General features: G+C 58.9%; 11 protein-coding genes. 3 read left to right on the top strand and 8 right to left on the bottom strand.

Annotation, left to right across the window (positions count from 1 at the left end):
- Positions 1-316: 316 nt before the first annotated feature.
- From ASG35_RS15460 to mnmC, 6 genes are all read right to left on the bottom strand, one after another.
- Positions 317-1,033: an MOSC domain-containing protein gene (locus ASG35_RS15460; RefSeq protein ID WP_056358796.1), complete on the bottom strand. Its 717-nt coding sequence runs from the start codon at positions 1,031-1,033 to the stop codon at positions 317-319.
- A 15-nt stretch (positions 1,034-1,048) separates the two neighbouring features.
- Complete coding sequence (locus tag ASG35_RS15455) at positions 1,049-1,768, bottom strand: glutamine amidotransferase (RefSeq protein WP_056358793.1); 720 nt, start codon at positions 1,766-1,768, stop codon at positions 1,049-1,051.
- A gap of 254 nt (positions 1,769-2,022) precedes the next feature.
- A complete protein-coding gene (locus tag ASG35_RS15450) occupies positions 2,023-2,667 on the bottom strand; it encodes a MarR family winged helix-turn-helix transcriptional regulator (protein WP_056358790.1) in 645 nt (214 codons plus the stop codon).
- A 717-nt stretch (positions 2,668-3,384) separates the two neighbouring features.
- Entirely contained in the window at positions 3,385-4,500 is a 1,116-nt protein-coding gene (locus ASG35_RS15445; RefSeq protein ID WP_056358787.1) for a YbdK family carboxylate-amine ligase, read from the bottom strand.
- 100 nt (positions 4,501-4,600) lie between these two features.
- Complete coding sequence (locus ASG35_RS15440) at positions 4,601-5,803, bottom strand: cation:proton antiporter (RefSeq protein WP_056358784.1); 1,203 nt, start codon at positions 5,801-5,803, stop codon at positions 4,601-4,603.
- Positions 5,804-6,494: 691 nt separating this feature from the next.
- Positions 6,495-8,321, bottom strand: a complete 1,827-nt coding sequence (gene mnmC, locus ASG35_RS15430) for a bifunctional tRNA (5-methylaminomethyl-2-thiouridine)(34)-methyltransferase MnmD/FAD-dependent 5-carboxymethylaminomethyl-2-thiouridine(34) oxidoreductase MnmC (protein ID WP_056358780.1) — start codon at positions 8,319-8,321, stop codon at positions 6,495-6,497.
- A 462-nt stretch (positions 8,322-8,783) separates the two neighbouring features.
- On the opposite strand from mnmC, the gene ASG35_RS15425 reads away from it, so the two are divergent.
- Positions 8,784-9,062, top strand: a complete 279-nt coding sequence (locus tag ASG35_RS15425) for an HU family DNA-binding protein (protein WP_031364544.1) — start codon at positions 8,784-8,786, stop codon at positions 9,060-9,062.
- A 99-nt stretch (positions 9,063-9,161) separates the two neighbouring features.
- On the opposite strand, the gene ASG35_RS15420 is transcribed toward ASG35_RS15425, so the two are convergent.
- Both ASG35_RS15420 and ASG35_RS15415 read right to left on the bottom strand, forming a co-directional pair.
- Entirely contained in the window at positions 9,162-10,310 is a 1,149-nt protein-coding gene (locus tag ASG35_RS15420; RefSeq protein WP_056358778.1) for a GTP-binding protein, read from the bottom strand.
- A 177-nt stretch (positions 10,311-10,487) separates the two neighbouring features.
- Entirely contained in the window at positions 10,488-10,934 is a 447-nt protein-coding gene (locus ASG35_RS15415; RefSeq protein WP_056358949.1) for a lytic transglycosylase domain-containing protein, read from the bottom strand.
- Between the two features lie 687 nt (positions 10,935-11,621).
- Between ASG35_RS15415 and gspD the strand changes: the two genes are divergently transcribed.
- Both gspD and gspE read left to right on the top strand, forming a co-directional pair.
- Positions 11,622-14,033: a type II secretion system secretin GspD gene (gene gspD / locus ASG35_RS15410; RefSeq protein WP_082508405.1), complete on the top strand. Its 2,412-nt coding sequence runs from the start codon at positions 11,622-11,624 to the stop codon at positions 14,031-14,033.
- A complete protein-coding gene (gspE, locus tag ASG35_RS15405) occupies positions 14,030-15,517 on the top strand; it encodes a type II secretion system ATPase GspE (RefSeq protein ID WP_056358774.1) in 1,488 nt (495 codons plus the stop codon). The genes gspD and gspE overlap by 4 nt, the downstream gene beginning before the upstream one ends.
- The last annotated feature ends 6 nt before the right edge of the window (positions 15,518-15,523 follow it).

The raw sequence follows: 15,523 nt of genomic DNA, 5'->3' as shown, positions 1-15,523 counted from the left end.
CTATTTTTATCAACATCGGGTGATGGAACTTGACCTGAACCAGCCCCCGACCTCACTATGAAAATGTGTCAGCTATGTCCCCGTACAAGTGTCAACCATGTCTCCGGTCTAAACACAACGGCGAAAAAGAAACGAAGCAAAGAAAACGCCTCCCAACCGCTAATTCTTAAGTGTCCATAGCGTGCAGTCTTTAACTATGTGGCACGCAAGACGTACCCTTAGCGCATAACCACGTCCCGTCGAAACCCTCCCCCTCCGAACACCGATACCCACACGCTTCGCCACCCGTGTCTGTGGCTGCTAATTCGGAAGTCTTCTATTTTGCGCTTGCGGGGGTGTTCAGGCGGGTCGACCAGGACTCCGTCTTGCCACTCTCTAGACGCTTTGCCGCCGTGCTTCGCCACGATGGCGTCAGGGCTTCCAATGTCGCCATTTCTTCCAGCGCTTCGCGGTCGTCACGATCTACGTAGAAGACGCGCAGCAATCTTTCAATGCTCCAATCCGCATGCGGGCGCGCCAGCCTTTCCACAGGGTCGCCCGCCGCTACTTCGCCCGGTTCCAGCACTCGGTAGTACCAGCCAGTGCGGCGCGTGTCCTGCACTCGTCTCGACATGTCGTCGCGGGAAAAATGAACGTTGAGCTTCCAGCACGGCTGGCGCGGCTGCGATACCTGAACAATCACCGTGCCCAATCGATACACATCGCCAACGCATACATCTGTCTCGTTCAAGCCACTCGTCGATATGTTTTCGCCAAAGGCTCCCGGCGCATCGAAACGCATCAGTCCGACGGTTTCCGCCGATGCCTCCGGCCATTCATCACGCCATGCAGCGTAGTGATCGCGGCTGTAGTGATGCAACGCTTTTTCCGGGCCGCCATGATGCTTGCGCTCATATTGATGATCACCATCAAGGCCGGTCTCGCCTACACGAACACGCGCCGAAAGCGCGACCTTGTGGATTGCGCTGCGCTTGCCTTGAGAACCGAGCGGCGCAATCTTGCCGGCAAGCACAGCATCGATAACCAGATTCATCAGTCAACTCCCGCCTTATCTCGCGGACTCGAAGCCGTCGAGCCACTCGCCAAACATCTTGCGCGCCGCACTTTCAAGCGCAGGACCGTTCCGCGCAGTATCGGCGCGAAGGGTTATTACATCGGTGCCGCTTTCTGACACTTCACCTGGATATGCGACCAGCCAGCTTTCGAACCGGTCCACGAGAACCTCGGGATGGCATTGCAAACCAAGAACGTGATCGCCCCAACTGAATGCCTGGTTCTCGCAAACATCCGTCGATGCCAGCAATGTCGCGCCCTCCGGAAGATCGAACGTGTCACCGTGCCAGTGAAGTACGGGCGTGGACTTGCCATCGACTTCGAAATGACGCAACGCGGACGCACGGCCTGCATCGGTCAATGTGAGCGGCTTCCAGCCGAGTTCTTTCTGCAACGCCGGATAAACCTTCGCGCCCAACGCGCGTGCAATCAATTGCGCACCAAGGCAAATGCCGATGGTCGGCAAACCGGCCTCAATTCGCTTTTTCAGCATGGCGAGCAAAGGATTCAGATGGGGAAATAACGCGTCGTCGTAGGCTCCGATAGGTCCGCCGAGCACGACCATCAACGATGTATCAAGCGGATCCGGTGCCTCGATGCGGGCGCGGCCGACATCGAGATAACGCACGAGTTGGCCGCGATCGCCCAGCACAAGTTCCAGGCTGCCGAGATCTTCGAAATAGACGTGGCGTATCGCCAGGACTTCACGTTTCATCGGCGGTCATCCAGGATAGCCGGCAAGCAGGGATCAGAACGAGCGTGCCACGCGGCGCACGTGCGGGAAAAGTATGGCTTCGAGCGCTTCGATCAAGCGCGTCGGAATAGTCTAACCGAGACGCGATCGCATCGCCTCAGCGCGAGATGCAAGGCGGCGAACGAGAATGACAAAAGACGGCTCGCGAAAATGGGAGCCGTCTTGTCGAACTGTTGGTCAAGCAGAGACCCGATCAGGGCCGCCGATAAGAACGATTACGCGACCTGCGCGAAAATCTTCCAGTTCTTCTTCTGCTTGGAAAGATCGCCTTCTTCATACACCGAACAATCGAGACGCAGGTCGGTATCGCCCATGTCGATGTTCAGCAAATTGCAGTGATGCGGCGTCTTCTTGGGATTCTTGCTCGCTTCGAGGTGCGTGCAGCTCAGGCACATGCGGTGCGGCGGAATCTGCTGCACGACTTCGAGCTGGCGAATGGTCTTGAGCAAGCTCCGGTAAAGCTGCGACTGCTCATCGGCTTTCAGCGTGCCAACGGCTTTCGTCAGAAACTCAGGCCAGACCAGCGCCTTCTTCGCAGCCGTGCGCCCGCGCGCGCTCAGGCGCACGGCAAGCGCGCGGCCATCGTCCAGCGCACGGCGTTTTTCAACCAGACCCTTGCTTTCCAGCGTGCTGACCGCGTCGCTGGTGGTCGCCGCGGTCAACGCGGTTTCCCGCGCAATCTCGCCAAGCCGCATTGGCCCGCGACGCTGCATCAGCAGCACGAGGATCTCACCCTGGGTTGGCGTGAGTCCTGCGCCTTCGGCCCATTCCCATGCCTGGCTGCGCATTGCCGTGCTCAACCGCAGCAAACCGTGGGTCACCCGCCCCGTGGCCTGCTCTCCGTATACGCCTTCGCTCATAGTCGTTCGCTTCGTCTTTCTTGATGCTTATCTGATGTTCGGCAGCCGCTTTCTACACCGGCAAAACGTCAGACCCCGCTCGTTTTGCCAAAGCCGCTGCTGGCTCGATCGCCGGCTAGTCCAACCGGCGAATCCTATCTTATCTACAACCGTCTCAAAATTCGGACGAGCCAAGCGATGCTACTCGTTCGGCGTCCGGATCATACTTCATGCTATTTGGCGGCGCCTCATTCACAACGTCGCATGCATTTTTTTTCTTACCGGCTTACTGCCTTGCCGATATGACCCGCCCCAAACCAGCATTCTAAGCGAGCCGGAACAAACGTACACCTTAGTTATTCACGAAAGCATGTGGATAACGCAGTGGATAACCGCATTATCCGATGTGCGCCGATTCTTGATAACCCCGCGTCCGTTAAAAACGGTGCGGGTCTTATCCCGGGTTCGCCGCGCTCGTGCAAACGTTCGCCCTATAGTTATGCGCACTCCAAACTGTTGAGTAAACGACGTTTTTGACGGTTGTCCACAGAAACCGACGCTGCTTGTTAACTACTATTACGTATGTATACGACTTCGTGACGGTAAACCTTAGAGGCGCCTTGCCGGTCTGAAGATGGCTTGAAAACATGATTATTCGATGGAATTAAACCGGCGAAAAAAAACCCGCCGGCTGGCGGGTTCGCACAAAAAGTCTCAAATCTTCCTTGCAGATATCCTTCACTCGCGCCACTGCAAGCATTGCTGACGAACGGCTTCATGCAGCGAGCGCTCGCGATCGAAAACCCCGCGCAGCCAGGTTGCATCGTTCATGTTGGTGCGCGCAATATCGCCGACTTGACGGAGCGCTTCGTTCGAACCGAGGGCATCGGCGTGAGGCTCGATGACATCGAGCGTCGCAAGAATGTCTTCCGCTATGGTGCGCCGTTCGCCCGTTTGTGGATCGATGCAACTGCCCTCCAGACCAAAGCGGCACGCCTCGAACCGGTTGAACGTGTAGACGAGGTAATCGTCTTCTTTCAACGTCAAGGGCTTGTCGAGCAGAAGATAACGCGCGAGCGTCTGGATGTAGCACGCGATCGCCGCAGCGCGATCCACGGACAAAGGCGTATCCATCACACGCACTTCGATGGTCCCGAAACCCGGCTTCGGGCGAATATCCCAATAAAAATCCTTCATGCTGTTGACCACGCCGGTGCTGACCATCTTCGAGAAGTATTCCTCGAAGCTGTCCCAGGTCAGCGTGAATGGCGCACGGCCGGACAGCGGAAACGCGAACACGGAATTCAGGCGCGCGGAATGAAAGCCGGTATCGACACCTTGCACATACGGCGACGAAGCCGATAACGCGATGAAATGCGGAATGAAGCGCGACATGGAATGCAACAGGAACAGCGCGCTGTCGGGATCCGGGCAACCAATGTGCACGTGCTGCCCGAACACCGTGAACTGCTTCGCGAGATATCCGTAGAGCTTGGAAAGATACTGGAAGCGCGGGGTATCGAAGATCTGACGGTCACTCCACTGCTGGAAGGCGTGTGTGCCACCGCCACACAGCCCGACGTTCAGGTGGTCAGCAGCGGCCACGAGTGTGTCGCGGATCTTGTGGAGGTCCGTTACGGCCTGTTCGTGCGTCGTACAGATGCCCGTGGACAACTCGATCATGCTTTCCGTGATCTCCGGCGTGATGCTGCCGGGGATCTTTTCGTCCTTGACGAGGCGCATCAGGTCGGACGCGGCCTTGGTCAGGTCGTAGTCGTGCGTGTTGACGACCTGGATCTCGAGTTCGACGCCAAACGTGAACGGCTCCGAATTGATGAAAGGTTCGAGTGACATGGTGCCTCTTGTTTGATCAAGCTCAGTTAAAGCAATTCATTGCAGCCAACTCATTGCGCCTTCGTTGCGGTCACTTGTTGCGGTCACTTGTTGCGGTCACTCACTCGCGCCGTTCGCCGACAGCCGACAAGCTTCGATACACCAGAAACGGCGTAACGATTTGCAATACGACGATGGAACACATCACGATCGCGCGCAGCGTGGGGTCGTAATCGGGATACAGCACGTACATGTCGTCCACCAGAAGATACGCGAGCGCCGACATGGGCGTGAGCGCCACACCCAGCGCCGCGCCCTGCTTCCAGTTCAGCCCGCTCGGCTTCGCGAAAATCAGCACGCCGGCGAGCTTGCCGATAAACCGCGCCACGATCAGCGCCAGCGCCGCGATGCCGCCGAGCGCGATATCGCGCCATTCGAACGCCGTCAGCGTCAATGCAAACAGGATTACCGTAAGCAGCCAGCCGGCCGTGCCGAAATGCGTGGGCCAGAGCTGCGGCCGATCATTCGAATTCTTAACGATGATGCCGGCTGCCAGCAGCGCAAGAATGGTCGACAACTTGAACACGTGCGCAATCGCAATCGCCAGCAACACGAGGCCAAAGAGCGCGACGAAAGAATGTTCGTCGTTGGTATTGAGCCGTCTGTACAGCAGATTGCACGCAAGCGCGAGACCGAGCGCGAGCACGAGCGAACCGAGCAGCAAATAAAGCGGTTGAACGATAGTCGCCAGCGTATTGCCGTAAATCTCCTGATGCAGAACACCGGCCGCGAGCTTTTCCACGACCACCGCGTACATGCTGTTGAGCGCGGTCAGCGTCAGAAGGCGCTGCGTGACCTGACCTTCGGCGCGCAGTTCGGTGCGAAGCTGGATCACCATTGCCGGCGACGTGGCCATCGCAATTGCGGCAATCACGATCGATGGCATGGTCGGAACCTTGCACAACGTCAGCGCGATCAAAACGAAGCCGAATGTCAGCGTGCTTTCAGCAATGCTCGACAAAATCAGATACGGATTACGGCGAATCCATTTCAAATCGAGCCGGCTGCCGAGTTCGAACAGAAGCAGGCCGAGCGCTACATCAAGCAATGGTCGTGAAAGACCTGCGGAACTGACATCGATAACACCAAAACCCGCATTGCCAGCAATCAATCCGATAACGGCATATCCGGTAATCCGCGGCAAACGCCAGGCGCGCCATAGCAATTCGCCACAGAGGCCCGCCGCGAGCAGCGCGAGGCCGGCCCAGAAAATGGCATCGGGTGTAAGCGGCCAGGCGGGTAGAAATGAAAAGGCCGACTTCATCGTGAGGACTTCTCCTTGCAGCTAGTGCGGATGGGCGGTAAGGGACGTTTCGTCAGCGGCCGGCGTTGCCTGATGCGCCACCGGTTCCCGGACCGCGATTCGTTGCGATTGTTGCTGCGTGTGGCCGGTTCGACACGTTGGTCAAATGGCTCGGCTGCTGAGTTCACAGCGTTTGTGACCGCTGCGCGCACTGGCGCGCGATGCAGCAAAAAAGCAACTAGCCAGCGAAGCGGCTAAACGAAAGAACGGCGATTGTGCCATAGCTCCCGGCCTTGACTGCGCTTGCTCAGCGAGCGCTGAAGTGAAGCGGTAACAATGAATTTTCACATTTCGACAGGAGGAAATTTCTACCGCAAACCCGCGATGCTCGATTGACGAAACCGCCGTTTTTCGATTTTGAGCGCTGCCGATGACCCTTGTTTTAAGGTTTACAAGTTTTGTTTATATATACGTAGTAGTAGTTAACAAGGCCGGCGCTTTTCTGTGGATAACTCGCTTTTCGCGATTGTTAACAACCAGTTGGAGACCGCATAAGGGCGCAGTGAACGTGTGCGTGCAGAAGGGTGAACTCCGAACAACTTTCCGGCTTTTTGATACGCGGCCGAGTTGTCCCGTTTACGCCCACAGCGAGTACACAGCTCGTTCGCACGAAATTCGATGACTTATCCACAGGCATCGGTGGAAAAGGTTTTCAGCTGATTTGGCCTTGCCTCAACGCCCGCAAGAAGAAACGCGCGGGATCGATGGCATCGGCGAGTTCACGCTCGATTGGCCAGGGTTCGCCTTCGAGTTGAGCCGCGATCAGTTCGGCAGCGAGCCCGGCCCAGATCAGGCCCCGCGATCCGAACGCGAACGCACCGTACAAGCCGGGCATGCGCGGCAAGTCGAGCGGCCACGCGCCGGAAAGACGGGCGGCGTCGGCGCGGGCGGCGGATTCATCGGCGAGAGAACCGATCATCGGCATGCGGTCGGTGGTTACCGAGCGGAACGCGACCCGGCCTTCCAGCGTAGCCGCGTCTGGCGCGAAACCGTCCAGCGCAGGCAGCATCTGCGCTACGCGTTCCAGGTTCTCGACGTGACCTGATGCTTCGATACGCGGATTGATATCGTCGATATCGTAGGTCGCGCCGGTCAGGGTTTTGTGTTGGCCGAGCGGCACGGCGTAACCGTCGCCAACGAGCGGGACGCGCAGGCCGTCGAGCGGACTCGCGTTCAGCACGGTGAGCTGCCCACGCACGCCGCGCGTCGGCTGGTCGTGCAGACCGGCGAGGCGTTGCGCGTCGCCGGCGTTTGCGAGGATCACAACCGGCGCTTTAGCGATAAACCGCCCAGTTGCATCGAAGGCCGTCCATACGCCGTTTTCGTGTTCAATGCGCTCGACTCGCGTGTCGAAACGCGACGTCAGCCGATCGCCGGCAACTGTGCATTGCGCGGCGCAAACGGCGGCCGGCGAGATCGAGCCGCCCTGGGGGAAAAACCATCCCGCACGCGATACCGCCTGGCCGGCGAGCCGCGTGGCTTCGTGTTCATCGACCGCGTTTATGTAGGCGCGCGGCAAGCCGAAGCGCGTAATTGCCAACGCGATGGCGCCCGCGTCCTCCGCCGAGTCGGCGATTTGCAGAAGGCCGTCGCGGCTGCGTCGAAGGTCGTGGCCGTGTTGTTCGAGCACTGACCATCGATGAAGCGCGTAGAGGAATCCGGCGCGCGTCAGGCGGGCGGCGATGCTGTCGTCGCGCCAGACGATCGGGTGGAACACGCCGGCGGGGTTGCCGGACGCATCGTGGGCAGGGTTTGCGTGCCGGTCGATCAGCGTGACCCGCCATCCACGCGATGCCAGCCGCTCCGTGATCGCGCAGCCACCCAATCCGGCGCCGATAACCATCGCGTGGCGCGTGCGTTCGTTTCCGGCGGCTGGGTCGGCCACGGGCGGTTCATGCCGCCGCACGCGCCAGCGCGGTGCGAACCGGGCGTTCACAGAGTGGGAGGTTTCATCGATTGCGAAACCTGCATCGTTCAAGGCTTTCGGCAATTGAAGATGAAAATCTGCGCAAAGGATGGCGTTGTCGGCGGCAATGCGCGCCAAAGCCTTGGCGATGAACGGCAGCTTGTCACCGAACGCGGCGCTCTGCAGGTAGAACGAATCTGCGCGCATCCATAATTTCTGCAACATGCTTTGCGCATCGCCGGCGGCGAGGGTCAGCACGACGCGCCCATCGTCGAATTCCAGTCTATGAACGCCCGGAACGGGGATTGGCCACGCATCGATCAGGAGCTCTGACAACGCTGGTTGATCGGCCAATAAGGAAGGCGCCGTCATCGATTCCATCGCAACGACCGCCACGAAATGCAGGCGCTCGCAGCGTTGCGGATCTTCGCGCCATGCACTCCATGTATCGATAAACCGTCGGCCGCCATCGAATTGCGTCTGCAAAATCGTGAAATTCCGGCGCCGGATCCAGCGCGAAGTGTCGAGCGAAGTGTCGAGAAAAAGGGGCGCGTTGCGTACAGGATCGGTCATTCGGCTGGTTTTCAACCCAATTAATGAGATAAGGCGCCAGGCAACGCGCGATGAGTCCGTTCCGGGTCTTTCGAAAAACCCGGTCCGTGCCTCGCAAAGCCAATACGGGTAAGGGTTTCCGTACAATCATGCCGATTATTTACGTAACCGTTGGCAAAAACCAACGACAACAGTCGCGCGGTGACCAAAATGATTGCTTGCCGATGCAAATTCATAGCAAAGGTTTGCGGCCCTGCCGGATCATGCGTAAATCTTCGAAACCCTTGTCCTGATTGGGTTTGCGCTGCGTTATGATAACAACCGCCGAGTACGGAGGTGGCCAGGCTGCCGGGGGTTTGAGGGTTTGCCGGAACAGCGGGTATAGAGGCTAAACCCGCGCCAGTACTCGACTGCAAGGCCCGCGCACGTATAATCGGCGCGTTCGCGCTGTTCGTGTCAACCTAAACTGATAAAGGAACCTTAATGAATAAACAGGAACTGATCGACGCCGTGGCCGCTCAGACCGGCGCCAGCAAGGCTCAAACCGGCGAAACGCTGGACACGTTGCTCGAAGTGGTCAAAAAGGCTGTCTCGAAGGGCGACGCCGTGCAGTTGATTGGCTTCGGCAGCTTCGGCTCGGGCAAGCGCGCAGCGCGCACCGGCCGCAATCCGAAGACCGGCGAATCCATCAAGATTCCGGCAGCCAAGACCGTGAAGTTCACGGCTGGCAAGGCATTCAAGGACGCAGTGAACAAGCGGTAAGTCGTAGCCGATTGTCCGCGCCGAACGTTGGTTCAGCGCACGTAACCCGCTTGGGCATTAGCCGCCGGCGGGTTTTTTTTCGTCCTTTGCCAGGCCGCGTCAGTGATGATGCCCATGCGCGCCGCAATCGCAGTCATCGCCGTGATCGTGATCGTGCTCATGATCGTCATCATCCATTTCCCACGACGGGAACGGATCGCCGAACGCAAGCCACGCCTGTGCGTCTTGTGACCATTCTTCGTCGGTGAGCAGGCACGCGTTGAATGCGCTGCGCCAGTGCGCTTCATCCAGCGCCGTGCCGATGATCGCCAGTTCCTGACGGCGATCGCCAATGCTCATGTCGTCGGCATCGCCAAACCAGTCCGCCGCGATCTCGGCTTCGAGTTCGGCATCGCCAGACGGCCACTCGCTACGCTCCTGAGCTGCCCACCACATGCCTGCCGGCCCGTGCCGCAACGCGCTGCCCGCTTGCGAAAGCGATCCGCCGATATCGCTGCGCGTCGCAAGCCAGAAAAAGCCCTTGGACCGCAGCACGCCCGTCCATTCCTGATGCAGGAGTGACCAGAGCCGCTCGGGATGAAACGGCCGCCGCGCGCGATACACAAATCCGCCGATGCCCGAACTGTTCGCCGCGACAACCGAAGCCGCGTCTGGATCGGCGTTCAGCATTTCGAGCCAGCTGGGCGCGCTCGATGTGGCATCGAAGTCGAAACGGTCGGTATTCACGACGTCTTTCAATGGCACGACGCCAAATTTTGCGTCGATCAACTCGGCGCGCGGATTCAGCGCATGGAGAATGTCGCGAAGTTCGACGAGCGCGGGCGCGCTAATAAGATCCGTCTTGTTGATCACGATGACATCGCAGAATTCGATCTGCGCGACCAGCGTTTCCACAACCGTGCGATCGCCTTCCTCGTCGTGGCCGAGTACGTCGGTCGAGGCGTAATCGCGCTGGAAGTTCTGCGCGTCGATCAAGGTCACGATCGTGTCGAGATGGGCGATGTCGTTATCGAAGACGAGGTTTTCCGCGATGGTCTGCGGATCGTCCTGACCTGACGCTTCGATCACGATTGCATCGAAATCTTGCGTGGCCGCGACGCGCGCAACCTCGTTCGAAAGATCATCCGTTCCACCCGAAATCACCGCGATGCGCACGTCCGCATGATCTGCAAGGAGATGGCCGACGAGCGTGGTTTTGCCTGCGCCCGGCAAACCGGCGAGTACGGTGACTGGCAATGTCTGGTTCATCGCGTTGGCACTGAGAAAGGCGCTGATTCGCGCGCGCAGCCGCGTTCATGCGGTGCGCTTTGAAGAAAATCGCCTGTTCAGACGGCGAGCTGGAACGCGGAATTGTGCATCAAACGCGGCTGGAACGCCGCGCCATGCGATGAAATACGATTGAACCGGAACGGAAACCCAGAAGGATCAGCGCGACGCGGTCAGCAACTTCCATTTGCCGAGGATGGCGATGATCTGCTTCGAATACTGGTCGCGCAACGCCGGCGTTTCCGAGTGATAAGCGCCAACTGCTTGCCACGTATTGCCGTACTTGTTCATTTTCTGGCGCAAATGCCATGCAGCCACGTACACCGATTTGCACGGTTCCATGAGCGTAGTTGTGGAAATACCATACTGCGCAAGCTGGCCGAGATGAATGGAATTGATCTGCATCAGGCCGTAATCAATCGAACCGTTTGCGTTCTTGTTCATTGCGTCGGGCTGATTGTGCGACTCCTGCCACGCAATCGCCCGCAGGATCAGCGGGTTCACTTTCTGGTACTTCGCGGCTTCGTCGAAGCAGTCCGCGTGCGCAGGCGCAGCCACTAGCAGGCCGCCAAATCCAAGCGCAAAAAGTTGCAACACTAGTTTCATCATTGTCAGGTCCACTCGATCAACCGCATGCCTGAATATGGGCACGCCGTTTCGTTTCGGAGGTCGCGCGACACAAAGGTCTCACGCCCGGCGAAACTGGGTAAGGCGGGGTAATACAAGGTAAGCCATTGAAAACACGGGAAAACCCACCCGAACAAAATGCATCCAGCGCTTCGTTCCGCCCGTATCATACCGGCAGACTATTGCGTTTTAAATTCAGCCGTCCGACATAGGCAAGCCATGTAACGCCATAACTCGCAAAGTTTTTTGCAAGCAAAGGTTTCATGTGATCTTTCCGTTATATGCCGATTCGATCCAATGACATCGCCCATACGGGGTAAACGGCAAAAATATGACAATTCCTAAGTGCCTTGCTGGGGAAAGGATGACCAAAAAGGGGCTAGAAAGATTAAGTAAAATTTACTTTGATCCGATGGAATCGTTTGAATCTTCAGGTGTTTTTAAAAATTATGTGCCGTCAGCCAATTGATAGCGCTTTTGTGACAAAACCGACATCAAAAGCTGCTATGGTTCACGTTTTTGGGATATGGCATTGCCCGGGCATCGGCCCTGGAAACGTTCGCATCGGAACATCGTGGCGGTAAAAGTGTTGAATTGGCGCTAACAACGGTGGACCGGGGACGTTATCAGCAGGTCTAGACATCACACTCCATGAGAAGAAAACGTATGGCATTGCGTCGCGCAGCGGCGGCCTTGCTGGTGGCTGGTCTTGTCACCACGCAATTCGCGCACGCACAGGTGACGCTGAATTTCGTCAACGCGGATATCGATCAGGTCGCGAAGGCGATCGGCGCCGCGACGGGGAAGACGATCATCGTCGATCCACGGGTCAAAGGGCAATTGAATCTGGTATCGGAAAATCCGGTGCCGGAAGATCAGGCCTTGAAAACGCTGCAGTCAGCATTGCGGATGCAAGGCTTTTCGCTCGTGCAGGATCACGGAGTGCTCAAGGTCGTGCCGGAAGCCGATGCCAAGCTGCAGGGCGTTCCGACCTACGTGGGCAACGCGCCGACCGCGCGGGGCGACCAGGTCATCACGCAAGTTTTCGAGCTGCATAACGAGTCGGCCAACAACGTGTTGCCGGTGTTGCGTCCGCTGATATCGCCGAACAACACCATCGCCGCTTATCCAGCGAACAACACGCTGGTCGTGACCGATTACGCCGACAACGTGCGGCGGATCGGCAGCATCATTGCGGGCATCGATACAGCCGCCGGACGTCAGGTCGATGTCGTCACGCTGAAGAACGCGAACGCGCTCGATGTCGCCGAACAGATGAGCAAGCTGCTCGATCCGGGTTCGGTCGGCAGCACCGACGCCACATTGAAAGTGACCGTCACGGCCGATTCGCGCACGAACTCGCTGTTGCTGCGCGCGTCGAGCGGCGCCCGGCTTGCCGCGGCCAAGCAACTCGCGAAAAAGCTCGACTCCGCGACCACGCAGCCCGGCAACATGCACGTGGTCACGCTGCGCAACGCGGACGCCACGCGCCTCGCCAAGACCTTACGCGCCATGATGGGCAAGGGCGGCGACAGCTCTTCGTCTTCTTCGGGATCGGGTTCTTCGAGCAATTCGGGCGGATCGTTCGGCCAAAGCGGCCTGGGGTCCAACTCATCGACCGGCACGAATGGCTTGCCGCCGTTGCCGGGCGGCCTCGGCGGCAGCAGTTCGGCGTCGAGCAGCAATCCGATGGGCGGCGGCGGTCAAAGCAGCGACAAAGGTTTCGGCAACAACAACGACAGCAACAGCAGCAACGATCAACCCGGCAACGGCATGATCCAGGCCGATACATCCACGAACTCGCTGATCATCACGGCGTCGGACCCGGTGTATCGCAACTTGCGCGCGGTTATCGATCAACTCGATGCACGCCGTCCGCAGGTTTATATCGAAGCGCTGATCGTGGAGCTTTCCGCCACGACGGGCGCGAATCTCGGGATTCAATGGCAAGGCGCGCTGCTCTCGAAGGGCGGCAACAACGCTATTTACGGCGGTTCGAATTTCGGCACGGGCTCGAGCAACATTGTCGACCTGACCGCCGCGGGGTATGCGGCCGGCAGCAATCCGTCGGCGCTGGCAGGACAGACCGGGCTGCTCGCGCAGGGCTTGAACATTGGCTTGCTGCACAAGTTCGGCAACTTCTTCGGCCTCGGCGGTTTGCTCCAGGCGCTGTCGACATCGGCGGATGCCAACATTCTTTCGACGCCAAATCTCATCACGCTCGACAACGAGGAAGCGAAGATCGTGGTCGGCCAGAACGTCCCGGTCGTAACGGGTTCGTACGCCACGCCGACGGCGAATACGGGCACCTCGGTCTCGGCGTTCAACACGTTCGATCGACGCGACGTGGGTGTCACGCTGCACGTGAAACCGCAGATCACGCAAGACGGCATTCTGAAGCTTCAGCTGTACCAGGAAGATTCGAGCGTCGATAACACCACGGTCAACAATCCTGGCGGCGTGACCATCAATACGCGTTCCATCCAGTCGACCATTCTTGCCGATGACGGTGAGATCGTCGTGCTGGGCGGTTTGATGCAGGACCAGTACAACACGAGCAACAGCAAGATCCCGTTGCTCGGCGACATTCCGTGGCTCGGACAACTTTTCCGCAGCGAGCAAAAGACGCGGACGAAAACGAACTTGATGGTGTTCCTGCGTCCGGTCATCGTGCGAGATCAGGCAACCAGCTCACAGATCTCGAACGACCGATACGACTACCTGCGTCAGCAGCAATACAATTCGATCTCCGATAACCGCATCGAAAAGGATCGCGACGTTCCGGTCTTGCCGCCGGCGCCGATTGGTCCGAGCCAGGGCGGCGTGCCATCGCAGAACTTGTTCGACTGGAACAACATGACGCGTTCGCCGTCGCAGGGTGGCAGCGCGACATTGCCGCAAGCAAAGCCGCCGCGAGGTCAGCAGCAGTCGCTCGAGCAACAAATTGAAGGACCACAGCAGCCGTATCAACAGCCGCCGCAGCCTCAGCAGCCCGCGAATGTGAACAACTACGCCGTGCCGAACAACAATCCGGCGCCGGGCGTGCCGCTTAATGGCGACGCAGGAGCCAAGCCGTGAGTACGTTGAACCTGTCCGCTGTGAATGTCGCCACGAGTGTTCCGTCGCCGCTTGCGGCCCGGCTGATTCCGTACGCGTTCGCGCGCACGGGGCAGATTCTCGTCGCGCATCAGCATGCGGACAGTATCGAAGTGTGGATCAGCGATAAAACCAGCGACGCCGCACTCGCCGAGGTCGCGCGCAATTTCGGCGCGGTATCGATCGTGCGTTTGCCCGTGGACGAGCTTTCCGCCGCGATCAACTCGGCGTATGCGCGCAACGACGGCAGCGCGGCGCAAGTCGTGGGCGAAGTGGAAGGCGAAGTCGATCTCTCGCGTTTGATGCAGGACATTCCCGAGATCGAGGATCTGCTCGAATCGGAAGACGACGCGCCGATCATCCGCATGATCAATGCGTTGCTGACACAGGCAGCGCGCGAACAGGCATCGGATATTCATATTGAGCCGTTCGAGACGTCGTCCGTCGTGCGTTTTCGTGTCGATGGCACCTTGCGCGACGTCGTGCGCCCGAAGAAAGCGTTGCACGGCGCGCTGATCTCGCGGATCAAGATCATGGCGCAGCTGGACATCGCGGAAAAACGTCTGCCGCAAGATGGACGGATCACGTTGCGCGTGGGCGGCCGTCCCGTCGATGTGCGTGTTTCCACTTTGCCGACCGGTCACGGCGAACGCGCGGTGCTGCGTCTGCTGGAAAAAGATGCGCAACGCCTGAACCTCGAAACGCTCGGCATGGCGCGCGACACGCTGGTTCACTTCGACAAGCTGATCGGCCGGCCGCACGGCATCGTGCTCGTGACCGGTCCGACGGGTTCCGGCAAGACGACCACGCTTTATGCTTCCATGTCGCGTCTCGAAACGGCGACCACCAACATCATGACGGTGGAAGATCCTATCGAATATGACCTGGGCGGGATCGGGCAGACGCAGGTGAACGAGCGCATCGGGATGACCTTCGCGCGTGCGCTTCGATCGATTTTGCGCCAGGACCCGGACATCATCATGATCGGGGAAATCCGCGATCTGGAAACGGCGCAGATTGCGGTGCAGGCGTCGCTGACGGGTCACCTCGTGCTCGCAACGCTGCACACGAACGACGCGGCTTCAGCGGTAACGCGTCTTACGGATATGGGCGTCGAGCCGTATTTGCTGGCGTCGTCGCTGCTCGGCGTTCTGGCGCAGCGGCTCGTGCGCCAGTTGTGTCCGGTGTGCAAGGAACAGCGCACGGAAAACGGCCACATGCATTGGCATGCGGTCGGCTGCGATAAATGCGGCCATTCGGGCTATGCAGGGCGTCGCGGCGTGTATGAATTGCTGCTGATGGACGATCCGATCCGCGCGCTGATTCATCGCAATGCATCGGATGCCGAAATCCTGACCGCTGGCCGCGAACAAGGCATGCGCACACTGCGCGAGGACGCGAACCGGTGGCTGGCGACTGGCGCGACTTCGCTGGAAGAAGTGCTGCGCGTGACGGGCGGAGATTAAACATCC

It is taken from the genome of Burkholderia sp. Leaf177, from assembly GCF_001424345.1.
Classification (GTDB): domain Bacteria; phylum Pseudomonadota; class Gammaproteobacteria; order Burkholderiales; family Burkholderiaceae; genus Caballeronia.
Note: the sequence above shows the minus strand (reverse complement) of the source record. Positions and strands in the feature narration are given on the sequence as shown.